The organism is Methylobacterium ajmalii (assembly GCF_016613415.1).
GTDB lineage: Bacteria > Pseudomonadota > Alphaproteobacteria > Rhizobiales > Beijerinckiaceae > Methylobacterium > Methylobacterium ajmalii.
In genome coordinates this window covers 1-22,670 of record NZ_JACWCT010000168.1, presented here as the reverse complement: position 1 = coordinate 22,670, position 22,670 = coordinate 1, and the positions used below count along the sequence as shown (strand labels likewise).

The 22,670-nt window shown below is 71.2% G+C and carries 21 protein-coding genes and 1 pseudogene; 9 read left to right on the top strand and 13 right to left on the bottom strand.

The features are described from left to right. Nucleotides 1-23: 23 nt before the first annotated feature. The 6 genes and pseudogenes from HPY23_RS29865 to HPY23_RS29840 form a co-directional block, all read right to left on the bottom strand. The gene (locus tag HPY23_RS29865; protein ID WP_060848078.1) at nucleotides 24-599 is read right to left on the bottom strand and encodes a sigma-70 family RNA polymerase sigma factor; all 576 of its coding nucleotides are present in this window, start codon (nucleotides 597-599) and stop codon (nucleotides 24-26) included. Nucleotides 600-708: 109 nt separating this feature from the next. After that, a pseudogene (gene maiA, locus HPY23_RS29860) lies at nucleotides 709-1,353 on the bottom strand (maleylacetoacetate isomerase). A 103-nt stretch (nucleotides 1,354-1,456) separates the two neighbouring features. Beyond that, nucleotides 1,457-2,185, bottom strand: coding sequence for an amino acid ABC transporter ATP-binding protein (locus HPY23_RS29855; RefSeq protein ID WP_060849492.1), 729 nt, complete (start codon nucleotides 2,183-2,185; stop codon nucleotides 1,457-1,459). 142 nt (nucleotides 2,186-2,327) lie between these two features. Continuing rightward, complete coding sequence (locus HPY23_RS29850; RefSeq protein WP_060848077.1) at nucleotides 2,328-3,020, bottom strand: amino acid ABC transporter permease; 693 nt, start codon at nucleotides 3,018-3,020, stop codon at nucleotides 2,328-2,330. Between the two features lie 29 nt (nucleotides 3,021-3,049). Then, nucleotides 3,050-3,769, bottom strand: coding sequence for an amino acid ABC transporter permease (locus tag HPY23_RS29845; RefSeq protein WP_091884096.1), 720 nt, complete (start codon nucleotides 3,767-3,769; stop codon nucleotides 3,050-3,052). Nucleotides 3,770-3,924: 155 nt separating this feature from the next. Further along, nucleotides 3,925-4,836, bottom strand: coding sequence for a transporter substrate-binding domain-containing protein (locus tag HPY23_RS29840; RefSeq protein ID WP_060848075.1), 912 nt, complete (start codon nucleotides 4,834-4,836; stop codon nucleotides 3,925-3,927). A gap of 331 nt (nucleotides 4,837-5,167) precedes the next feature. Here HPY23_RS29840 and dgcN point away from each other — a divergent pair, with 331 nt between their 5' ends. The 4 genes from dgcN to HPY23_RS29820 all read left to right on the top strand — a co-directional run bounded on the left by dgcN (nucleotide 5,168) and on the right by HPY23_RS29820 (nucleotide 8,050). Then, complete coding sequence (dgcN, locus tag HPY23_RS29835; protein ID WP_091884094.1) at nucleotides 5,168-6,178, top strand: N-acetyltransferase DgcN; 1,011 nt, start codon at nucleotides 5,168-5,170, stop codon at nucleotides 6,176-6,178. Beyond that, complete coding sequence (dgcA, locus tag HPY23_RS29830) at nucleotides 6,175-7,155, top strand: N-acetyl-D-Glu racemase DgcA (protein WP_091884091.1); 981 nt, start codon at nucleotides 6,175-6,177, stop codon at nucleotides 7,153-7,155. The genes dgcN and dgcA overlap by 4 nt, the downstream gene beginning before the upstream one ends. 177 nt (nucleotides 7,156-7,332) lie before the next feature. Beyond that, the gene (locus HPY23_RS29825; RefSeq protein ID WP_060848072.1) at nucleotides 7,333-7,650 is read left to right on the top strand and encodes an EthD family reductase; all 318 of its coding nucleotides are present in this window, start codon (nucleotides 7,333-7,335) and stop codon (nucleotides 7,648-7,650) included. Nucleotides 7,651-7,768: 118 nt separating this feature from the next. Then, nucleotides 7,769-8,050 (top strand): hypothetical protein, encoded by a 282-nt coding sequence (locus HPY23_RS29820; protein ID WP_060848071.1) that lies wholly within the window; start codon nucleotides 7,769-7,771, stop codon nucleotides 8,048-8,050. 108 nt (nucleotides 8,051-8,158) lie between these two features. Here the strand turns inward: HPY23_RS29820 and HPY23_RS29815 are convergent, their stop codons facing one another. The 3 genes from HPY23_RS29815 to HPY23_RS29805 form a co-directional block, all read right to left on the bottom strand. Beyond that, complete coding sequence (locus tag HPY23_RS29815; protein WP_091884089.1) at nucleotides 8,159-8,740, bottom strand: hypothetical protein; 582 nt, start codon at nucleotides 8,738-8,740, stop codon at nucleotides 8,159-8,161. A gap of 97 nt (nucleotides 8,741-8,837) precedes the next feature. Next, entirely contained in the window at nucleotides 8,838-9,134 is a 297-nt protein-coding gene (locus tag HPY23_RS29810; RefSeq protein ID WP_175539897.1) for a DUF6894 family protein, read from the bottom strand. A 167-nt stretch (nucleotides 9,135-9,301) separates the two neighbouring features. Next, the gene (locus HPY23_RS29805; protein ID WP_091884086.1) at nucleotides 9,302-9,646 is read right to left on the bottom strand and encodes a hypothetical protein; all 345 of its coding nucleotides are present in this window, start codon (nucleotides 9,644-9,646) and stop codon (nucleotides 9,302-9,304) included. 317 nt (nucleotides 9,647-9,963) lie between these two features. Here HPY23_RS29805 and HPY23_RS29800 point away from each other — a divergent pair, with 317 nt between their 5' ends. After that, nucleotides 9,964-11,640: a formate--tetrahydrofolate ligase gene (locus tag HPY23_RS29800; protein ID WP_060848067.1), complete on the top strand. Its 1,677-nt coding sequence runs from the start codon at nucleotides 9,964-9,966 to the stop codon at nucleotides 11,638-11,640. Nucleotides 11,641-11,828: 188 nt separating this feature from the next. Here HPY23_RS29800 and HPY23_RS29795 read toward each other — a convergent pair whose 3' ends face one another. After that, complete coding sequence (locus HPY23_RS29795) at nucleotides 11,829-13,700, bottom strand: TRAP transporter large permease (RefSeq protein ID WP_091884083.1); 1,872 nt, start codon at nucleotides 13,698-13,700, stop codon at nucleotides 11,829-11,831. Next, nucleotides 13,697-14,728 (bottom strand): TRAP transporter substrate-binding protein, encoded by a 1,032-nt coding sequence (locus HPY23_RS29790; RefSeq protein ID WP_060848065.1) that lies wholly within the window; start codon nucleotides 14,726-14,728, stop codon nucleotides 13,697-13,699. Before HPY23_RS29790 ends, HPY23_RS29795 begins: the two co-directional genes overlap by 4 nt. 332 nt (nucleotides 14,729-15,060) lie before the next feature. Between HPY23_RS29790 and HPY23_RS29785 the strand changes: the two genes are divergently transcribed. The 4 genes from HPY23_RS29785 to HPY23_RS29770 all read left to right on the top strand — a co-directional run bounded on the left by HPY23_RS29785 (nucleotide 15,061) and on the right by HPY23_RS29770 (nucleotide 18,782). Next, nucleotides 15,061-15,969: a LysR substrate-binding domain-containing protein gene (locus HPY23_RS29785; RefSeq protein ID WP_060848064.1), complete on the top strand. Its 909-nt coding sequence runs from the start codon at nucleotides 15,061-15,063 to the stop codon at nucleotides 15,967-15,969. A gap of 172 nt (nucleotides 15,970-16,141) precedes the next feature. Further along, nucleotides 16,142-17,503 (top strand): NAD(P)H-dependent oxidoreductase, encoded by a 1,362-nt coding sequence (locus tag HPY23_RS29780; protein WP_091884081.1) that lies wholly within the window; start codon nucleotides 16,142-16,144, stop codon nucleotides 17,501-17,503. Nucleotides 17,504-17,574: 71 nt separating this feature from the next. After that, the gene (locus HPY23_RS29775) at nucleotides 17,575-17,898 is read left to right on the top strand and encodes a putative quinol monooxygenase (protein WP_091884078.1); all 324 of its coding nucleotides are present in this window, start codon (nucleotides 17,575-17,577) and stop codon (nucleotides 17,896-17,898) included. After that, nucleotides 17,898-18,782 carry an NAD(P)-dependent oxidoreductase gene (locus HPY23_RS29770; RefSeq protein ID WP_091884075.1) on the top strand — a complete coding sequence of 295 codons (885 nt, stop codon included), beginning with the start codon at nucleotides 17,898-17,900 and terminating at the stop codon, nucleotides 18,780-18,782. The genes HPY23_RS29775 and HPY23_RS29770 overlap by 1 nt, the downstream gene beginning before the upstream one ends. A 30-nt stretch (nucleotides 18,783-18,812) precedes the next feature. On the opposite strand, the gene HPY23_RS29765 is transcribed toward HPY23_RS29770, so the two are convergent. Both HPY23_RS29765 and HPY23_RS29760 read right to left on the bottom strand, forming a co-directional pair. Further along, nucleotides 18,813-20,357 carry a sensor domain-containing diguanylate cyclase gene (locus HPY23_RS29765; protein ID WP_091884072.1) on the bottom strand — a complete coding sequence of 515 codons (1,545 nt, stop codon included), beginning with the start codon at nucleotides 20,355-20,357 and terminating at the stop codon, nucleotides 18,813-18,815. Nucleotides 20,358-20,673: 316 nt separating this feature from the next. After that, a complete protein-coding gene (locus HPY23_RS29760; protein ID WP_091884069.1) occupies nucleotides 20,674-22,353 on the bottom strand; it encodes a methyl-accepting chemotaxis protein in 1,680 nt (559 codons plus the stop codon). Nucleotides 22,354-22,670 lie beyond the last annotated feature (317 nt).

Here is a 22,670-nt window from a genome sequence, read left to right as displayed (position 1 = left end):
CTCCGCTGCATGCTCTCGGGTCATCACGACGCCCTCGCGGGGCCGGCCCCGCCATCGACCACGCGCAGACGCGGCGCGGCGCGTGCCTCCTCCTCGGGGGCCGGAGGGCGGGACGCACTGCCGCTCTCGATGGTGCGGAGCGCCGCCCGCGCCCGCCCGAGGCGCGACATCAGCGTGCCGATCGGGATGCCGAGCACGTCGGCCGCCTCCTGGTAGGCCAGCCCCTCGATCGTCACGAGGTGCAGGGCCTCGCGCTGTTCCGCCGGCAGGCGCCCGAACGCCTCGCGCACCTGGGCCAGGCGCACATGGCCTTCCTGGGCCGGCGGCGTCGCCTCCTCGACGATGTGACCGAGGGCGTCGGCGTAGCGCGCCTCGACCTTGCGGCGGCGCTGGTCGTCGATGAAGGCGTTGTGCAGCACCGTCATCAGCCAGGTGCGCAGGTTGGTCCCCGGCCGCAGGGTGCCCTGGCGCTCGAGGGCGCGCACGAGGGTGTCGTGCACGAGGTCGTCGGCCTGGGCGGAATCGCGCGTCAGGGACCGGGCGTAGCGCCGGAGCGGCACCAGGAGGTCGAGGACGTCGGGGCGCTTGCGAAGCATCATATGGGGTGAACGTCCGCCGGGACCGGTCTAATCCCCTTCGCCGATCCCGCGCCCGGCCGTCCTCTCGTCCAAATCGTTCACATCCGCGTGATCACCGGTTGTCAGGCTCTCACGCAGGCGCCCCGGGCTGCCGCGTCGGGTGCGCCCGGGCGAAGGCGTCCTGGCTCAGGCAATCCTCGGCGATGCGCCGCACGGTCGGGTAGGGGGCGGTGTCGACGCCGAAGATCGCGGTACCGACCCACAGGCTGACGAGGCAGAGGTCGGCATGGCTGACCGCATCGCCCTAACAGTAGCGGCCGGTCCCGGGCTCGCCCGTCAACCGCGCTTCCAGGGTGGCCAGCCCGGTGCCGAACCAGTGCCGCAGCCAGGCCTGCATCGCTTCGCGGGGCAGCCCGAGATCGTCGGTGAGGTAGCGGCGCACCCGCGGCACGTAGAGCGGGTGGGAGTCGCAGGCGACCGCCTGGGCGAGCGAGCGGGCCCGGGCCCGGGCCTTCGGCTCGCGGGGAAGCAGCGCCGGCTCGGGATGCGTCTCCTCGAGATAGTCGAGGATCGCGAGCGACTGGGTCAGCGCCGGCCCGTCGCCGTCGAAGAAGGCCGGCACCGCGCCCTGCGGGTTGATCGCGCGGAAGCCCGGCGCGTGCTGGTCGCCGGCATCGAGGTCGATGAAGGTCTCCTCGAAGGGCAGCCCCTTGAGGTTGAGGGCGATCCGCACCCGGAAGGCGGCGGCCGAGCGCCAGCTGCCGATCATCCGCATCATGCACCACCCCTCCCGGTCCCGCGGGGAGAGATGGTGCCGCCCTGCAAACGGCAAGGGGCCCGCGACGGGCCCCTTGCTCACGCCGCGACGGACGGCAGGTTCAGTGCTGGAGGATGCGCGACAGGAAGGTCTGCGCCCGTTCCGAACGGGGCGAGCCGAAGAACTCCTCCTTCTGCGCGTCCTCGACGATCTCGCCCTTGTCCATGAAGATGACGCGGTTGGCGACCTTGCGGGCGAAGCCCATCTCGTGGGTCACCACCATCATGGTCATGCCCTCGCGGGCGAGTTCGACCATGACGTCCAGCACCTCGCCGACCATCTCGGGATCGAGCGCAGAGGTCGGCTCGTCGAACAGCATCACGATCGGGTTCATGGCGAGCGCGCGGGCGATGGCCACGCGCTGCTGCTGGCCGCCCGAGAGCTGGCCCGGGAACTTGTGGGCATGGGCCTTGAGGCCGACCCGCTCCAGCAGCGCCAGGCCCTTGGCCTGCGCTTCGTCCTTGCTCCGGCCCAGCACCTTGCGCTGGGCGAGGCTCAGGTTGTCGGTGATCGAGAGGTGGGGAAACAGCTCGAAGTGCTGGAACACCATGCCGACCCGCGAACGGAGCTTGGGCAGGTTGGTCTTCTTGTTGGCGATCTGCGTCCCGTCGACGGTGATCTGGCCCTTCTGGAACGGCTCGAGGGCGTTCACGCACTTGATCAGCGTCGACTTGCCGGAGCCAGACGGGCCGCAAACCACCACGACCTCGCCCTTGGTGACCGAGGTGGTGCAGTTCGTCAGCACCTGGAAGTCGCCGTACCACTTCGACACGCCGTCGATGGCGATCATCGGGCCCGAGGTGGCCGCCACGGGCGGCCGCTCGGTGAGCAGGGTGCCGACGGGGCCGGTGGCCGGCGCCGCGGCAGCCGCGGCCTGCGGCTCCGGAACGGGGCTGACGGGCGGCATCGCGGAGGAGGTCATGGCGGGAACCCTATCGGATGATCGCGACCCGGCGCTGCAGGCGGCGCACCAGGAGCGAGGCGATGAAGCAGACGGCGAAGTAGACGACCGCGGCGAACAGGTACATCTCGACCAGGCGGCCGTCGCGCTGGGCGATCTTGGAGGCGGCGCCGAGGAAGTCGGTGATCGACAGCACGTAGACGAGCGAGGTGTCCTGGAACAGCACGATCGTCTGGGTCAGGAGCACCGGCAGCATGTTGCGGAAGGCCTGGGGCAGGATGACGCTGCCCATCGACTGCCAGTAGGTGAGGCCGAGCGCCGAGGCCGCCGCGCCCTGGCCCTTGGGGATCGACTGGATGCCGGCGCGCATGATCTCGGAGAAGTACGCCGCCTCGAACAGCGTGAAGGTGATGAGCGAGGACGAGAACGCGCCGACCTGGATCGGCCGCTCGGCCCCGATGATCCACTGCCCGATATACGGCACCAGGAAGTAGAACCAGAAGATCACCAGCACCAGCGGCAGCGAGCGCATGAAGTTGACGTAGACCTTGGCGATCTGCGGCAGCACCGGCACGCTGGACAGGCGCATCATGGCGATCAGGGTGCCGAGCACCACGCCGCCGACCGCGGCCAGCGCGGTCAGGGTCAGGGTGAAGGCCATCCCGTCGAAGAACAGGTAGCGCCAGGAATTGAGGATGACGCTGAAGTCGAAGTTCGAGAACATCGCGGGCCCTTGTCCGGCAACGTAAGGGGTTAGCGGCCCGGCACCGCGACGCGGCGCTCGATCAGCCCGGCCACGGCCACCACCAGCAGGTTGATGACGATGTAGATGATCGTCGCGGCGGTGAACGCCTCGAAGACCTGGAACGAGAATTCCTGCATCGCGCGGGCCCGGGCGGTCAGCTCCAGGAGGCCGATGGTCAGCGCGACCGACGTGTTCTTCAGGTTGTTGAGGAACTCGGAGGTCAGCGGCGGCAGGATGATGCGGTAGGCGTTGGGCAGGAGCACGTAGCGGTAGGTCTGGGCGGTGGTGAGCCCGAGCGCCGTGCCGGCCATGCGCTGGCCGCGCGGCAGGGCCTGGATGCCGGCCCGCACCTGCTCGGCGACGCGCGAGGCGGTGAAGAAGCCCAGGCACACGACGGCGGTGTAGAACGGCGCGTTCGGCAGTTGCTTCAGCCAGGTGCCCCAGGATTCCGGCAGCATCTCGGGCAGCACGAAGTACCAGAGGAACATCTGGACGAGCAGCGGGATGTTGCGGAACAGCTCGACATAGGCGTTGCCGATGGCCTGCGCGGCCCGGCTCGGCAGGGTGCGCAGCACGCCGATGACCGAGCCGACCGCGAAGGCGATCACCCAGGCGCACAAAGCCGTGACGATGGTCCACACCAGGCCCGACAGCAGCATGTCGGCATAGCTGCCTGTCCCTTCGGGCGATTGCTCGAAGAAGATGCCCCAATTCCAGTTATAGTTCATGCCCTGTCTTCCGGGTGCGCCTGGACAGCGGAGGTATACGGATTTTTTCCGGCCCGGGCGAGGCGGGGCGCGGGACTGGGCACAGGGAAAAGTGCCGAGAGCAACTTGTCGTAAAGGAAGGCGCCGCCCCGTGCGGGGCGGCGCCCGGGCTCACCTCAGTAGGCGGCCGGGTCCGGGCTGTCGCTCGGCTTGGCGAAGGCGCCCTTCAGCGCGTCGCTCATCGGCAGGTTCAGGTTGATGTCCCGCGGCGGGATCGGCTTCATGAACCACTTGTCGTAGGTCGGGCCGCTCTCGGCGCTCTTGTAGAAGGCCGCGGTCGCCGCATCGACCACCTTCTTGAACGGCGCGTCGTCCTTGCGGAGCATGATGCCGTAGGGCTCGGGCTTCGACAGGGCGTCGGTCGAGATTGCGTAGGCCGTCGGCTCCTTGGAGGAGGCGGCGAGCGAGGCGAGCAGCACGTCGTCCATCACGAAGGCGACGGCGCGGCCGGTCTCGACCATCAGGAACGCCTCGGCGTGGTCCTTGGCCGGCAGGATCGTGATGCCGAGCTTCTTCTCGGCGTTATACTCGTTGATCATCTTGATGTTCGTGGTGCCCGAGGTCGACACGACGGTCTTCCCCTTCAGGTCCTCGAACTTGGTCAGGCCGCTCGACTTCTTGGCGACGAAGCGGTTGGCGGTGAGGAAGTGGGTGTTGGTGAAGGCGACCTGCTTCTGACGGTCGACGTTGTTGGTGGTCGAGCCGCACTCGAGATCCACCGTGCCGTTGGCGATCAGCGGGATGCGGGTGGCCGAGGTCACCGGGTTGAGCTTCACCTCGAGCTTGTCGAGCTTGAGGTCGGCCTTCACCGCGTCGACGATCTTGTAGCAGATGTCCATCGCGAAGCCGACCGGCTTCTGATTGTTGTCGAGGTAGGAGAACGGCACCGACGAATCGCGGTAGCCCAGCGTGATCTGCCCGGTCTCCTTGATCTTCTTCAGCGTCCCGGTGAGGTCCTGGGCCGAGGCGGTCCCGGCTGAGGCCGCCAGGCCGGCGAGCAGGACGGGAAGCAGGCTTCTCAAACGCATTCGTGCTCTCCTTTTGGGCAGCGACCTAGTCCGTCACCGCGATCACGGCGTCAAGGGTTAGGCTGGGGATCGCGGTGACGGGACGGGCTGTTTGGTGCAGTATCTTGCACGTTCGACCTTGGGCCGCGTCCGGAAGCCCCAAGAGCAAGGGACGGGCCAACCGCTCCGGCGTTCCGGCCGGGCCGGCGTCCGTCCGCCCCCGTTGCGCCCCGGACCCGCCCGCGCGAAGCTGGCCGCACCCGGGAGCGGCCCTCGCGGGGCCCGGGACTCCGTCGGGCCCCGGGGATGGGCCCGGTCCCGTGACGCCCCGCGACGACGGACCGTTCAGCCGATGCAGATCGCCACGCCCTACCTGATGTTCCTCGGCGACGTGCCCGACCGGCTCGCCGCCAAGACCGCCTACGGCATCGTCGACTGGCGGCCCGAATGGTGCGTCGGGCAGTTGCGCCTCCCGTCCTGCGCCGCCGATCTCGGCATTCCGGACCTGACCATCGACGAGGGGATCGCCCGCGGCGCCCGCACGCTGATCGTCGGCGTGGTCAATGCCGGCGGCGTGCTGCCGCCGCACTGGGTCGCCACCATCGTCGCGGCGCTGGAGGCCGGGCTCGACGTGGCGAGCGGCCTGCACACCCGCCTCGGCTCGGTGCCGGAGATCGCCGAGGCCGCGGCCCGGCACGGGCGGCAGCTCCACGACGTGCGCCACTCCGAGGAACGGTTCGACACCGGCAAGGGCACGCGGCGCCCGGGCCGGCGGCTCTTGACCGTCGGCACCGACTGCTCGGTCGGCAAGAAGTACACCGTGCTGGCGCTGGAGAAGGGGATGCGGGACCGCGGCCTCGACGCCGATTTCCGCGCCACCGGCCAGACCGGGGTGTTCATCTCCGGCCGCGGCGTCGCCATCGACGCGGTGGTGGCCGACTTCATCTCCGGCGCCGTCGAGTGGATCGCGCCCGCCGCCGACCCGGCGCACTGGGACCTGATCGAAGGCCAGGGCTCGCTGTTCCACCCGAGCTTCGCCGGCGTCAGCCTCGGCCTGCTGCACGGCGCCCAGGCCGACGCCTTCGTGGTCTGCCACGAGCCGACCCGCACGACGATGCGCGGCGTCAAGCATCCGCTGCCGAGCATCAAGGAGGTGATCGACCTCACGGTGCAGCTTGGCCGCCTGACCAACCCGGACATCCGGCCGACCGGCATCGCGGTCAACACCCAGGCCCTGGAGGAGGGGGAGGCGCGGGCGCTCCTCAAGAAGCTCGCCGCCGAGCACGGCCTGCCGGCGACCGATCCGGTGCGCTTCGGGGTCGAGGCCCTGGTCGACCGCCTGGTCGAGGAGTTCCCGGCGTGATCCGGCTCGCGACCGCCATTGAGCCCTGGCCGATCGCCGGCCGGTTCACCATCTCGCGCGGCAGCCGCACGGAGGCCGTGGTGGTGACCGCGACCGTCACCGACGGGACCGTCACGGGACGGGGCGAGTGCGTGCCCTACGCCCGCTACGGCGAGACCGTCGAGGGCGTGCGCGACCTCATCGCCGCGCAGGAAGACGCGCTCGCCGCCGGGCTCGACCGCCGGGGCCTCGCCGCGCGCCTTCCCGCGGGCGCGGCCCGCAACGCCCTCGACTGCGCCCTGTGGGACCTCGAGGCCAAGCGCGCCGGCCGGCCCGCCCATGCGCTGGCCGGCCTCCCGGCGCCCGCCCCGGTCACGACCTGCTACACCCTGAGCCTCGGCAGCCCGGAGGAGATGGCGGCGGCGGCCCGCATGGCGGCGGCCCGGCCGCTCCTCAAGGTGAAGCTCGGCGGGGCCGGCGACCCGGAGCGGATCGCGGCGGTGCGCCGGGGCGCCCCGGATTCGCGCCTGGTGGTCGACGCCAACGAGGCGTGGTCCCCGGAGACGATCGAGGCCAACCTCGCGGCCTGCGTCGCGGCCGGGGTCGAGCTGATCGAGCAGCCGCTGCCGGCCGGCGACGACGCGGCGTTGCGCGCGATCGCCCGCCCGATCCCGATCTGCGCCGACGAGAGCCTGCACGATCGCGCCGGGCTCGACGGCCTGACCGACCGCTACGACGCGATCAACATCAAGCTCGACAAGGCCGGCGGCCTCACCGAGGCGCTGCTGCTCGCCCAGGCCGCCAAGGCGCGGGGGCTGTCGATCATGGTCGGGTGCATGCTCGGCACCTCGCTCGCGATGGCGCCGGCGATGCTGCTGGCGGGCTATGCCGACTTCGTCGACCTCGACGGTCCGCTACTGCTCTCCCGCGACCGCGAGCCCGGCCTGCTTTTCGAGGGCAGCCTCGTCCACCCGCCGGAGCCGGCGCTCTGGGGGTGAACGCCTCCGACGAGAATGCCGCAAGGCGGACATGCCATACGGCGTAAATGCCATGGGGGAAGCCCCGGCCCGGCGGCGATGCGGCGGGCCGGACGCTTGCGCCCGGAGCCGGAAGGATGCTCTGTCTGGCGCAGGGACCGAGCACGAGTCCCGTGAAGCCGGGGAAGAACCGACGCCATGATCCTCGTCAGCGTGATGTATCCGGGCGGCTCCGACGCCCAGCCCTTCGACCTCGACTACTACCTCAAGCACCACATGCCGCTGGTGCGCGAGCGCTGGTCGTCGATGGGCCTGGACAAGGTCGAGGTGGTCAGGGCGAGCGGCACGCCGGACGGCAGCCCGGCGCCGTTCCAGGTGATGGCGCTCCTCACCTTCCGCTCCCTCGAAGACTTCCAGAAGGCCGGCGCCGCGCACGGCAAGGAGATCTTCGGGGACATCCCGAACTTCTTCAAGGGCCAGCCCGTGGTCCAGATCAACGAGCCGCAGAGCTTCTGATCGCGTCGCGTCGCCCGCACCCCCGGGGTCGCGGGCGACTGCCGGGACCGGATCCCGCGATGCCGCAACCCGAGGGCGGGCCAGAGGCCCGGCCCGTTTCCGCAAGGCCCACCGGACCATGATCGACATCGTCAAGGTGCTGCGCGACCAGCACCCGGATCTCGGCTCCTACGTGATCGCCCTGCGCGAGCGGTCCGGCCTCGTCGCGCCGGACGACCCCGACGCCCTGGCGGCGGAGGTGCGCGACTGGGCCGGCACCGAAGCCCCCAGCACCCGCTACAGCCGGCGCGCGGTGACCTACGTGCCGTTTCCAGGCTGGCCCGAGGAGACCCGCACGCTCGGCGTCGTGGCCTTCGACACCGCGACCGACCTCGCCCGGTTCGCCACCCGCTGGACCTGACGTCTCCACGCAGGCCCTCGCGTTGGCAGACCGGCTTTCCATCGGCTTGGATTCCGGTTCGATCGCTGATTCCTGCCGCGAACCGGCGGCCGCTCTTGCGGGATCAGCTCAACGGCGGCGCACCGCGAGTTCTCGCGTGGGCGAGGGATCCGGGGCGAGCCGGGCGCTCACGGTCAGCGCGAGATCGATGCAGAGCACCAGCAGGATGCCGGCGAGGAGTGCGATGATCATGGTCTCGCCGCGGGGGCTGATGCCGCCGGTCGGACGCCGCCGCACCGTCACCGGGGGCGGGACGTCGTCGGGCTCGGGGTCGGGCACCATCTCGGCGAGGGCCGGCGCCGCATCGAGGGCACTGAAGCGCGGCCGGTAGCCGCCGACGGGAATCGTGACCCGGACATCGAGCCCTCCGGCGTGCCGGGCATAGACGTCCTCGAGCGCGCGGCGCAGCCGTCCGGCCTCGACGCGCACGCTGGGATCGAGGCTCGGATCGAAGTCGGGTCCCCGGCCCAGCGCCTGGGTGGCGATGGTGTAGGCCTTGATGGTGGCGCCGCGCCCGGCCAGTTCCTCCTCCACCACAAAGCGAAGGAACCGCGCCAGCTTCGGCGAGCGCAGGAAGGGCGGGGTCTGCAGGAGGACATCGAGCGCGTCGACCACGCGCCCGGGCGGAACCTCCTCCTCGATCTCGGACATCGCACAACCTTCCCTGCCGGACCGGAACCGTCCCGGTCCGCCGCCGCGGGCGGGACCTAGTAACTCCTTACCAGTATAGAAGTGTGATCACGGTTTGTTAGCCCCTCTCCCCCGGCGATGCCGCATGCCTGGGGACGAGTCGACGGGGGTTCCCCACGGATACCTGCCGGAGCGTCACCGGGAACGGCACGGTGAACACCAGGCCGTGCACCTCGTCGCGAACCTCGACGCGCCAGGCGCACCAGTCGATCCGGGTCGCCTCCCGGCCGGTCATCGCGTCGGCGATCAGGGTGCGGGCCTGGCGGTGGGCTTCGTCGAGATCACGGCAATCGAGCCCGGCCTCGTCCGGCACGCTCTGGGTCGCGTCCATGATATCGAAGTAGTCGCGGGGCACTGCGGCTCGGACTAGGCGCTTCTGAAGACAGCGTTGAGCAACGCCACCGTCCCGGGGGCGGCCCGCACAGGACGGGACGACCGTCGCGACGGTCGGCTGCTAGCCTTCGATCCGGAACCGGGGCCGCGCGGCAAAGTTCCGCCCCCTGCCTCTCTGGCGGGGCGCCGTCAACGACCGTCGCGCTCCGCGGCACCCCGCCAGGGAACCTGGCGGTCCTGGGCCGTCAGGGTATCGCGGGAGGCGGGTCGGCCCGCCTCGGCGGCCGCGTTCCGCAGTCCGGTGGCCAGCGCCCGTCCGGCCTCCACGGCGGCGGTCTCCACCACCCGGGCCCGCACGTCCCCGGGCAAGTGCGCGAAGGCCGCGCCCGCGGCCTCGCCGACGCTCGCCGGGAGTTGCGCCGGGCGGGCCGTGCCGGGCAAGGCTGGGCCGGGAAGGGCCACCTCGCCGAGCCGCAGCGGCGAGAGGTAGTAGATCGCGCCGATCACCAGCCCGGCCCGCAGCCAGAAGGCCATCCCGTTCCCCCGTATCCCGAGCGTCCCCGGCCGGCGCTCCGCGATCGCGCAGGCCCGCCGTCACTGTGGGACGCCAATGGTGAAACGTCTGCGTCCGGGCCTCGCCGATCCTTCGGCATGGCTAACGGGGCTTGCGGCGCGGCGACACGAAAGCCCCGGGGGCGGGACGGTTCCTGTTCGCAACCGCCGGAGCGATCTTCAATTTTTCTGAGGATCCTGCTCAAGCGATTTGATCTTTTCGAAGCTAGCGCCTCTGGCCTAAAATCCGCCTCACGCCAGCCGTCATCCCCCCGGCTTCAGAACAACGATCGGGACCCATGCCGACCGACATCGAGATCGCCCGCGCGGCCACCCTCCAGCCGATCACCGCCATCGCGGAGCGCATCGGCATTCCCGAGGACGCACTCCACCCGTACGGTCGGCACATCGCCAAGGTCGACCACGCCCATATCCGCAGCCTCGAGGCGCGGCCCGAGGGCAAGCTGATCCTGGTGACGGCGATTAGCCCGACGCCGGCGGGCGAGGGCAAGACCACCACCACGGTAGGACTCGGCGACGCGCTCAACCGGATCGGCCGCAAGACGGTGATCTGCCTGCGCGAGCCCTCGCTCGGCCCGTGCTTCGGCATGAAGGGCGGCGCGGCCGGCGGCGGCAAGGCCCAGGTGGTGCCGATGGAGGCGATCAACCTCCACTTCACCGGCGACTTCCACGCCATCACCTCGGCCCACAGCCTCGCCGCGGCGCTGATCGACAACCACGTCTACTGGGGCAACGCCCTCGACATCGACCTGCGCCGGGTGGCGTTCCGCCGCGTCCTCGACATGAACGACCGGGCGCTGCGCACCATCACCCAGAGCCTCGGCGGCGTCGCCAACGGCTTCCCGCGGGAGGACGGCTTCGACATCACCGTCGCCTCCGAGGTGATGGCGGTGTTCTGCCTCGCCCGCGACCTCGCCGACCTCGAGGCGCGCCTCGGCCGGATCGTGGTGGCGGAGACCCGCGACCGAAAGGCCGTGACGCTGGCCGACCTCAAGGCCACCGGCGCCATGACGGTGCTGCTCAAGGACGCGCTCCAGCCCAACCTCGTCCAGACCCTGGAGGGCAGCCCGGCCCTGATCCATGGCGGGCCCTTCGCCAACATCGCCCACGGCTGCAACTCGGTGATCGCGACCCGGGCCGGCCTCAAGCTCGGCGACTACGTGGTGACCGAGGCCGGCTTCGGAGCCGATCTCGGGGCGGAAAAGTTCTTCGACATCAAGTGCCGCCAGGCCGGCCTCAGCCCGTCGGCCGTCGTCATCGTGGCGACGGTGCGGGCCCTCAAGATGCATGGCGGCGTCGCCAAGTCCGATCTCGGCCGCGAGAACGTCGAGGCCCTGGAGCGGGGCTTTGCCAACCTCGCCCGCCACGTCGAGAACGTGCGCCGTTTCGGCGCGCCCGTGGTGGTGGCGGTCAACCACTTCCACGCCGACACCGAGGCCGAGCACGCGGCGCTCAAGGCGCTCTGCCGCGACCGGCTCGACGTCGAGGCGATCACCTGCCGGCACTGGGCCGAGGGCGGCGCCGGCGCCGAGGCGCTGGCCCACGCGGTGACGGCCCTGGCCGATTCCGGCCCGGCCGCGGCGCCGCGCTTCGCCTACCCGGACGCGATGCCGCTGGAGGCCAAGATCCGCACCGTCGCCCAGACCCTCTACGGCGCCGCCGACATCCAGGTGGAATCGAAGGCGGCCGCCAAGCTCGCGGCCTTCGAGCAGGCCGGCCACGGCCACCTGCCGGTCTGCATGGCCAAGACCCAGTACTCGTTCTCCACCGACCCGACCCTGATGGGCGCGCCCAGCGGCCACGTCGTGGCGGTGCGCGACGCCCGCCTCTCGGCCGGGGCCGGCTTCGTTGTGGCGATCTGCGGGGAGATCATGACGATGCCCGGCCTCCCCAAGGTGCCGGCGGCGGAAGGCATCCATCTCGACGCCGAGGGGCGGATCGAGGGGCTGTTCTAAGCCGATCTCGCAAAAGCGGCGCACGGTTTCGCGACAAGATCTGCGACGAACCGAGAATCCGACCGGGCGAAGCGTCGGCCCGCCGACGCGAAGCCTGCCTGGGACGGTCCGCCAGGGGACCGAGTTCCTCTGAGAAAGCCCGGACGGGTCTCCCCCGTCCGGGCTTTCTCGTTTCGGGTCGGGGCGGGCTACAGGAACCCGATCGAGAACCACGGCACGAAGGTGAGCACCAGGAGGCCGAGGAACAGCGCGCCGAGGTAGATCCAGATCCGGCGCATGCCGGCTTCGGGCGCCACCCCGCCGATGATGCAGGCGGCGTAGTAGCAGAGCCCGAAGGGCGGGGCGAACAGGCCCAGTCCCATCGCGAGGATCACGATCATGCTGTAATGCACCTCGTGGATCCCGAACTGGTGCGCGATCGGGAACAGCAGCGGCCCGAACAGCACGATCGCCGGGATGCCCTCGAGCAGGCTGCCGAGCACGATGAAGGCGACGACCGAGATCAGCAGGAAGCCGGTCTTGCCGCCCGGCACCGCCGCCATCGCCCGGGCGAGGTCGTGCGAGAAGCCCGACTGGGTCAGCGCCCAGGCCATCGCGCTCGCGGCCCCGACGATGAACAGGATCGCCCCGGACAGGGAGGCGGTCCGCGCCAGCATCGGCAGGATCTCCTTGCGCTTGAGCCCGCCGCGATAGATCACGAGGCCGAGCACCAGCGAGTAGACGATGCCGATGGTCGAGACTTCCGTCGCCGTCGCGACGCCCTCCACCACCGCGGTGCGGATGAGGAACGGCAGCAGCAGGGCGGGGAGGGCGACGAGCAGGGTCTTCTTCACCACCGAGGCGGGCGCGCGCGGGATCGCCACCGCATCCTCCTCCTTGCCGGCGCGGTAGCGGGCGACCGCGGCGAGCACGAGGGCCAGCACCAGGGCCGGCAGGATGCCGGCGGTGAACAGGGCGGCGATCGAGACGCCGGTCGCCGACGCGATGGCGATCAGCACGATCGAGGGCGGGATCGTCTCGCTCATTGCCCCCGAGGCGGCGAGGATCGAGAGCAGTTCGCCGTCCTTCATCCCGCGCTTGCGCATCTCGGGAAACAGCACGGGCGCCACCGCCGCCATATCGGCGGTCTTCGAGCCCGAGATGCCCGAGACCAGCAGCATCGCGCCGAGGAGCACGTAGGACATGCCGGCCTTCACGTGGCCGAGCAGCGAGGCGAGGAACGCCACCATCACCCGGGCCATCCCGGTCGCGTCGACGAGCTGGCCGAGCAGCACGAAGAGGGGAATCGCGAGCAGGATCAGGCTGCTCATCCCCTCGTCCATCCGGCCGACCACGATGGTGAGCGGCGTCGAGGTGGTGGTGAGCAGGTAGGCGGAGGTCGCGAGCGCGAACGAGAACGCGATCGGCACGCCGGCCAGGATGCCGACGCCGAGGAGCCCGACGAAGAACACCAGCAGCGCCCAGTTGCCGATGCCGGCCAGCGCCGGCGCCGCGAGGGCGAGGAGCGCCACGACGCCGAGCAGCACCGCACCGACCCCGAGGAGGTCGGTGATCCGGTGGCGGGCGAGGCGCAGGGCGCAGGACAGGAGCGCCAGCACGAAGCCGACCGGTACCGCGAGCGCCCGCACGGTGCCGGACCAGCCGAGCGCCGGCGTCTCCACGAAGGACTGGTCCTCGGTGTAGTCGTAGGCGGCGTGCAGGAGGAGCGCCAGGAAGGCGAAGATCGCCCCGATGGCCAGGGCCTCGCACCAGGCCCGCGCCCGCGGCGAGAGCGCGCCGACCACGAAGGTCAGCCGCATGTGCTCGCCGCGCTGCACCGCCACGACGCTGCCGAGCATCGCGAGCCACAGGAACAGGATCGAGGCGAGCTCGTCGCTCCAGATGATCGAATGCCCGATCGCCCGCGAGACGATGCCGGCGAACAGGATTACCGCCTCGGCGGCGACGAGAGCCGCCGCCGGCACCTCGACGGCGAGGCGTAGCGCCCGCTCGGCGGAGGACAGCCAGTCGGCCGGGAGGGCGGCCGCCGGCCGGCCGTGGATGTCGGCCACGGCGCTCATGCCAGTTCCCCGGTGACGGCCTCGAGCGCCTTCCAGGCCTCGGCCCCGAACTTCTCCTTCCAGTCGCGGTAGAAGCCGGCCTGGGTCAGGCTCTTGCGGAAGGCGGCCTTGTCGGCGGTCTCGAAGGTCAGGCCGCGGGAGGCGAGCTGGCCCTTGAGGGTACCGGTCAGGCGCGCGACGTCCTCGCGCTCCTCCATCGCGGCCCGGTCGAGCTCGCGCCGGACGATCTCCTGGAGCGCGTCGGGCAGCTTGCCGAAGGCACGCCGGTTGGCGACGATCCAGAAGGGGTCCCAGATGTGGTTGGTCTCGGTGAGGTACTTCTGCACCTCGTAGAGCTTGCCGGCCTCGATCGTGACGAGGCCGTTCTCCTCGCCGTCGACCAGCCGGGTCTGCAGCGCCGTGTAGAGCTCGTTGAAGTTGATCGAGGTCGGGCTCGCCCCGAGGCTCGAGAACAGCGAGGTGAAGATCGGCGCCACCGGCACGCGGATGCGGTAGCCCTTGAGGTCGTCGGGCGTCTTGATCGGCTTGGCGTTCGAGGTGATCTGGCGGAAGCCGTTGTCGGCGGCCTTGGCGGCGACGATCAGGCCGGCCTTCTCGATCTGGGTGCGGACATAGGCGCCCACCGGCCCGTCGACCCCGCGCCAGACGTGGTCGTAGTCGGAGAAGGCGAAGCCCACATTGGTGATCGCCGCACCCGAGGCCACCGTCGAGATCACCGAACCGGCGATGTTGAGGAACTCGATGCCGCCGGTGCGGACCTGGGTGATCAGGTCGGTGTCGGAGCCGAGCTGGCTTGCCGGGAAGAACTTCAGCTCGATCCTCCCGCCCGAGGCCTCGCGGATGCGCTGGCAGGCCTGGTCGAGCCGGGCGTTGATCGGCTGGGTCAGGGATTGGCCGGTGGCGAGCTTGTAGTTGAACTCGGCGGCGCGCGCCGGCTGCGTGCGGATCGCCACGAGCGGGACGGCGGCGGCGCCGGCCAGGAACAGGCGGCGGGAGGGACCCTGCTTGGAATCGGGGGTGGACGTCATCGGTTTCCTCCGTCGCGCCGTCATCCGCGTGGGTCCGCGGTGCGGCATCGTTGGGTCGAGACGGAGGGAGGCGTGACGCGACGGCGGCGCGGGGCCGCGACGGCTGCTTCCTCCCTGGCGGCGCTCCTGCCGTCGCGGGGCCGTCCGGGGAGGAGAGGGGGCGGATCCCCCTGCCTTACGCAGGGTCGGGGACCCGGTGCCTCGTCATACCTCGGACGACTCGTCTTCGTGCGGAGCGTCTCGTCTCGCTTGGCTGCCGAGAGTAGGAACCGCGTCGATGTAGGACAATCCAGATTATTTGCAGTTTCGTGTAGTGGCGCTAAACCATGGGGATGTCGGTCCCGCTTCGCGCCATCACGGTCTTCCACGCCGTCGCCCGCTCCGGCAGCATCACCCGGGCGGCGGAGGATCTCGGCGTCACGCCCTCGGCGGTGAGCCAGCAGGTCCAGTCCCTCGAGCTCGCGCTCGGCACCGCGCTGATCGGCAAGTCCGGCCGCGCCATCGTGCTGACCGAGGCCGGCGAGCGCTACTTCGAGATGATCGGGTCCGAGATCGACCGGATCATGGAGGCGACGCAGCGCATCCAGGGCTTCCGCTCGATGACGACGCTGACCGTGCGGGCGACCCCGAGCCTGTCGACGAAGTGGCTGCTGCCGCGGCTCTCCTCCTTCATCACCGCGCATCCCGACATCGAGCTGCGCCTCGACGGCACCAACGAGCCGACGGCGTTCCAGAAGGAGAACGTCGACATCGAGATCCGGCACGGCACCGGCGGCTGGCCGGGCCTGTTCGTCGAGGGGCTGGTGGAAGAGAGCTTCCGGCCGGTCTGCGCCCCCGCGCTCGCCGCGCCCGGCGGCCTCGCGGCCGGCGACCTCCCCCGGCACCTGCTGATCCACTCGGTGAAGTCGCAGGTGCAGTGGCCGCACTGGTTCACCCGCGCCGGGATCGCGCCGGCCCCGCGCTGGCGCCGCCTCCTGTTCGACCGCACCCACATGGCGATCGACGCCGCCGCCGGCGGCCTCGGCATCGCGCTGGAGAGCGACCTGATGCTGTGGGGCGACCTGCGGGCCGGGCGCCTCGCCTGCCCGCTCGCCGACCCGCCGCGGGTCACTGTCGTGACCCAGTGGGTGACGTGCCCGCCCGACCACCTGCGCCTGCACAAGGTCCGGGCCTTCCTCGACTGGATCCGGCGCGAGCGCGACGCCTGGGCGGCGGAGCGGGACGCCCTAACGACGCTTTAGAGCCGCTTCACGGTCGCCTCGTAAATCTGGATTGTCCTTCACGGAGCCCGCTTCTAGCGTCCTGGCGTCAGATCCCGGCGGGCGGTTCACGACCGCGCCGGGATCGCGCCGAGACCGGCCCCGCTCCCTCCTGCACGAGCGGACAAGAGCCGGTCGGCCCAGGAGGAAACCGATGAATCTCTCCACCCTGCTCCTCGCCCGTGCCGCGTCCGGCCGTCCGGTCCGCGTCGGCCTGATCGGCGCCGGCAAGTTCGGCTCGATGGTCCTGGCCCAGGCCCAGCGCATCGAGGGCATGCACGTCGTCGCGGTCGCCGACCTCGATGTCGGCCGCGCCCGCGCCTCGCTCGCCCGCGTCGACTGGCCCGAGGAGCGCTATTCGGCGACCTCGATGGGCGACGCCGTGAAGAGCGGCCGCACCTTCGTCACCGCCGATGCCGCCGCGCTCAGCGCCTGCGACGAGATCGAGTGCATCATCGAGGCGACCGGCCACCCGATCGCCGGCATCCGCCACGCCATCCAGGCGATCGACGCGCGCAAGCACGTCGTGATGGTCAACGTCGAGGCCGACGTGCTGTGCGGCCCGCTGCTCGCCGAGCGCGCCCGCCGCCAGGGCGTCGTCTACTCGATGGCCTACGGCGACCAGCCGGCGATCATCTGCGAGCTGGTCGACTGGGCCCGCTCCTGCGGCTTCGAGCTGACCTCGGCCGGCAAGGGCATGAACTTCGAGCCGCGCTACCGCTACTCCACCCCGGACACCGTGTGGGGCTTCTTCGGCTGGTCCGAGGAGGAGGTGAAGAAGGGCGACTTCAACCCGAAGATGTACAACTCGTTCACCGACGGCACCAAGGCGGCGATCGAGATGGCGGCGGTGGCCAACGGCACCGGGCTCGACTGCCCGGACGACGGCCTCGCCTTCCCGCCGACCGGCCTGCAGGACCTCGCCCGGGTCTTCCGCCCGGTCGCCGACGGCGGCCGCCTGCCGCGCTCGGGCCTCGTCGACATCGCGGCGAGCCAGGAGCCGGACGGCCGCGAGGTGTTCAACAACATCCGCTACGGCGTGTTCGTCACCTTCAAGGCGACGAGCGAGTACACCAAGGCCTGCTTCAAGCAGTACGGCCTGCTCACCGATCCGTCGGGCTGGTACGGCTCGATGTGGCGCCCGTTCCACATGATCGGCCTCGAGACCAGCATCAGCGTGCTGTCGGCGGTGCTGCGCAACGAGCCGACCGGCTGCTCGAAGGAGTTCCGCGGCGACGCGGTGGCGACCGCCAAGCGCGACCTCAAGCCCGGTGAGATGCTGGATGGCGAGGGCGGCTACGCGGTGTGGGCGAACGCGATCCCCGCCTCGAAGAGCCTGGCGCTCGGCGCCCTGCCGATCGGCCTCGCCCACAACGTGAAGCTCAAGCGCCCGGTCGCCCGCGACCAGATCGTGAGCGTCGACGACGTCGAGCTGGTCGCCGACCTCGACGTGGTGGCCCTGCGCCGTCAGATGGAAGAGACCACCCGTCAGGCCGCGGCCGCGCAGGCGGCCTGACGGGACGCGCGGCGCCGGGCCCCCGGCGCCGCTGCCCGCCTCCGGCCTCTCTTCCTCGATCGGGATCCGCCATGTCCTCTTCCCGGCCCTTCGTGGTCATCGCCGAGTTCCGGGTGAAGCCCGGCTCCCTCGACGCCTTCCTCGCGCTCGCCCACGACGACGCCCGCCGCTCCGTCGCCGACGAGCCCGGCTGCCGCGCCTTCGACGTCGCGGTGAGCGAGAGCGACCCGCTCGCGGTGGTGTTCTACGAGGTCTACGACGACCGCGCCGCCTTCGACGCCCATCTCGAGACCCCGCACCTCGCCCGGTTCCGGGCCGGCTTCCCGGCCTTGATCGAGGCGGAGCGGCCGGTGCGCTTCCTCGCCCGCAGCCTCAGCGGGGCGGAGGCCGCCTGATGGCCCTGACGATCGGATTCCTCGGCACCGGCATCATGGGCGCGCCGATGGCGCGCCACCTCGGCCGGGCCGGCCACGCGGTGCGGGCCTGGAACCGCTCCCCCGACAAGGCCGCCGCCCTGGCGCAGGACGGGGTGAGCCTCGCCGCCGACCCGCGGGCGGCGGCGCAGGGCGCCGACGTGGTGGTCTGCATGCTGAGCTCCGGCCCGGTCTGCGACGAGATCCTGCTCGGGTCCGGCGGCGTCCTCCCGGCGATGGCGCCCGGGAGCCTCCTCGTGGTGATGAGCTCGATCCCGGTCGAGACGGCGCAGCGCCAGGCCGCGGCCGCGGCGGAGGCCGGCCTCCTCTACGTCGACGCCCCGGTCTCCGGCGGCGAGCGGGGGGCGGTCGCCGGCACGCTCGCGATCATGGCGGGCGGCAGCCCGGAAGCCTTCGCCCGGGCCGAGCCGGTGCTGTCCGCGATGGGGCGCCCGACCCATGTCGGGCCGGCCGGCTGCGGCCAGCTCGCCAAGCTCGCCAACCAGGCGATCGTCGCCTCGACCATCGTCACGGTCGCCGAGGCGATCACCTTCGTCGAGCGCGGCGGCGCCGACCCGGCCAAGGTCCGGGAGGCCCTGCTCGGCGGCTTTGCCGATTCGACAATCCTCAAGCAGCACGCCCTGCGGATGATCGAGCGCGACTTCGCCCCGGGCGGTCCGGCCAAGTACCAGGTCAAGGATACCGGCACGGCGCTCTCGCACGCCGCGACGCTGGGCCTGACGCTCCCGGTCCTGTCCCTGGTCGACGGGCTCTTCTCCGAGATGGTCGCCGAGGGCGACGGCGACCTCGACCATAGCGCGGTGATCCGCGCGCTGCAGCGCCGCAACGGGCTGCCCCTGGGCTGAGGCTCCGGGCCCGCACGGGAGCCGGCCCGGTCAGGCCGTCCCACCGGCCAGCGCGCAGGCCGGGCCGCTGGCGGGATCGCTCGCCGCGCCCGCCTGGCAGGTCCGGTTGCGGCCGCGGGCCTTGGCCTCGTAGAGGGCGCGGTCGGCGCGGCGAAAGAGGTCGCCCGGGCTGCCGCCCTCGCTCGGCAGGCAGGCCGCGAGCCCGATGCTGACGGTGACCGGGCCGATGCCCGCGCCCTCCGCCGCGATGTCCAGCCCGGCGACCGCCTCGTGTACCGCCCGGGCGACGTTGGCGCCGCCGGGGACGTCGGTGCCCGGCAGGAGGATGGCGAACTCCTCGCCGCCGACCCGGGCGACGACGTCGCTCGGCCGCCGCGCGCTCGCCGCGAGGGCGCGGGCCAGCGCCTGCAGCACCCGGTCGCCCACGGCGTGGCCGTGGCAGTCGTTGCAACGCTTGAAGTGGTCGGCATCGACGACCAGCAGGGCGACGGGGCCTCCCCCCACATCCGCCGCCGCCCAGGCCCGCGCGAACGCCTCCTCGAAATGGCGGCGGTTGGGGAGGGCGGTGAGGGCGTCGGTACGGGAGAGCCGGGCCAGCTCGGCCTCCACGGCGTTGCGCCGGCGCAGCTCCCCGCCGACGAGGAGCGAGAGCCCCATGGTGAGGCCGCACAGCACGATCACGATGCAGCCGATCACCAGCGCCTTCGTGCGCCACTCGGCCTCGATCTCCCGGGTCGAGAGGGCGACGTTGAGGATGAGCGGCAGGGTGCCGACCTGCGTGAAGGTGTAGAGCCGCTCGACGCCGTCGCTCGGGGTCAGGCCGACGAAGCGGCCGCGCCCCTCGCGCAGGAAGCGCTGGACGTTGGGCGAGAAGGCGAAGTTGGGGGCCAGCTCCACGTTGGGCTCGGGATAGCGCACGACGCGGGTGCCGTCGTGGAGGAAGAGGTTGATCGTGCCTGCCCGGCCGAGCTCGATCTGGTCGAACAGGCGGTTGAAGTAGGACAGCGACAGGCTGCCGAGCACGACCCCGCCGAAGGACCCGTCGGGCTTGTCGATCCGCCGGCTGAGGACGACGACAGGCGTGCCGGCGAGCTGCGAGATCAGGGGCTGGCTGATGTACAGCCCGAGGCCGGCCTGCGCCTTGTGCGCCCGGAAATAGGCGCGCTCGGCGTTGTTCAGGCGGCGGGCCGGCCACTGCGCCGCATCGAAGGCGGTGTCGCCGTTCTCGTCGAGGACGAGCATCACCCCGAGGTCCTTGGCGTTCACCGCGCGGTCGAACAGGATGCGCTGGCGCAACTCGGGATCGATCGTCTCGATGCCAGGCAGGGCGATGTTCTCGATCACGGCGCGCAGGGCGAGGTCGATGATCTCGACGTTGCGGTCGATGTCGCGCTCGATGACCTGGAGCAGGTTGCGCGAGGTCTGCTCGGCCTTGTCCCAGGCGTCCCGGCGCAGGTCGAGCAGCATCATCCCGCACACGGCGACCATGCCGAGCGGAGCCAGGATCCCGACCACGACCCAGGCCCGGGACGACCGGAGCCAGCGCGTGGCGCGCGCCGCCGGATCCGCCATCATCGGGTGCCGCTCCGGAGCCGGGTCGGGATGGGACGGACGGCCCGGTGGCGACGGAGCGGCTGCGGCTTTCGGCGTTCCATGACCCTACGATTGCGGCTGTGGCTTTGGACACAACCTTGACGTAGAGGCATTGCAGAATTGCTAAGCGCGGACGCCGTTTTCCTGCGACGATCGCCGTCCCGCGACCCGTCCTCGCTCCGCTCGCCCGGACGGATGACCGCCCGGACAGACGTCGTATCATCTTGCCTCGGGTGGACGGCGATCGCTGCAGACGCGGTTCCGGCACGGCGTTCGCCGGGGCCGCACCGGCCCCGCGTCAGGCCGCCCGCACCGTCGCGAGGAAGCGCGCGACCTCGGCGGTCAGGTGCTCGGACTGGCGCGACAGCTCGGAGGAGGCCGAGAGCACCTGGCTTGCCGCCGCACCGGTCTCCTCGGCCGCCCCCGCCACCCCGGCGATGTTGCCCGTGACCTCGCCGGCGCCGATGGCCGCCTGGGAGACGTTGCGGACGATCTCCTGGGTCGCCGCGCCCTGCTGCTCCACCGCCGCCGCGATCGAGGCCGCCACCGCGTTGATCTCCCGGATCCGCCCGGTGATTCCCTCGATCGAGGACACCGCCTGGCCGGTCGAGGCCTGGATGCGAACGATCTGCTCGGAAATCTCGCTCGTCGCCTTCGCGGTCTGCCCGGCCAGCGCCTTCACCTCGCCGGCCACCACCGCGAAGCCCTTCCCGGCCGCCCCGGCGCGGGCCGCCTCGATCGTGGCGTTCAGGGCCAGCAGGTTGGTCTGCTCGGCGATCGACGAGATCAGCCCGACCACGTCGCCGATCCGCGAGACGGCGGCGCTCAGCTCCTGCACCTGGGCGCCGGTCCGGTCGGCCTCGGCCACGGCGCGCTGGGCCAGGTCCGCCGAGCCGCCGACCTGGCGGCTGATCTCCTGGACCGAGGCGCCGAGCTCCTCGGCCGCCACCGCCACGGTGCCGACGTTCGAGGCGGCCTCCTCGGCGGCGGCCGCGACGGCTGTCGATTGCGCCGCGGTCTCGGCGGCGGTGCCGCTCATGGAACTGGCAGTCGCCTGCAGCTCGGTGGCCGCGGAGGCGACCATGCCGATGACGCCGCCGACCGCGGCCTCGAAGCCGTCGGCCATCTCGCGCATGGCGCGGCGGCGCTGCTCCTCGGCGGAGGCACGGGCGAGTGCGGTCTCCTCCTCCAGCGCGCGGGTGCGGGCGAGGTTGTCCTTGAACACTTGGAGGGCGGCGGCCATCTCACCGAGCTCGCTGCGCTCGCCGGCATTCGGCACCGGGGCGGCGACGTCGCCCTCGGCCACCACCCGCATCACGCCGGCCATGCGCCGGATCGGGACCGAGATCGACGCCACCGCCATCCACGAGACCGCGAGCGTGACCGTGACGACGAGGGCGAGCACGACCGCGATCGCGAAGCGCGCACCGTCGCCGAGCGCGTCGGCGGTCGCGGCGGCCTTGCGGCCGAAGGCGTCGTTGAACTGGACGTCGGCCTTGAGGGCGGCGCGGGCGGCGTTCAGCGTCGGCAGCATGCCGTCGAGGAGATAGTCGGACCCGCCCTTCTCGTCGCCGGCGCTCAGGCGGCGCAGGTATTCCTCGCCCATCTTCGAGTAGGCCGGGACGGTCTTGCGGATCGCCTCCCAGAGGTCCTCCTCGCCCGGGCTGACGTAGGGCGCGTATTCCGCGAGGTCGGCGTCGATCGCCGCCATGGTCTCCCGCAGGCGCCCGAGCGAGGCGGGCCGACGCTGCTCGCTGGAGAGCAGGTAGGCGAGCTGACGGCTGCGCAGCGTCTCGAAATCGGTCGCCAGGCGGCCGATGATGCGGGTCGACGGAAGGGCGTTGCCGCTGAGTTCGGCGACCGCGACGCGCAGCTCCCCGAGGCGGTGATAGCAGAAGCCGCCCAGTCCCACGGTCAGGACGAGCAGAAGGGCAAGCGAGGCGATAAGGCGCACCCGGATGGTGAGGTTCGAGAGCATGACGAGCGCCCTGAGGATGGGAGCGTCATGAGGACTTAGAAATTCTTAAACATCGATTAATTTCGTTATAAAACTGCTCATTCGTCACGCAATTGCCGAGTGGGCAGGCAGTTCACCGAATGATTAACGTATCGACAGCGACTCTATTGATCGGCGGTATACCGTATAACGGCATGTTGTCGTGCGGAGCCTGAAAGAAGGTCGCACCAAATATCGGTTCTTCGTCATTCGGGGTTGATAGGGGCTCACAGTAGCCCCGCCTCCAAATCGGCCTCCAGGGTTGATAGCGGCATCCCGTAGTACCGCCAGGGGCCGTA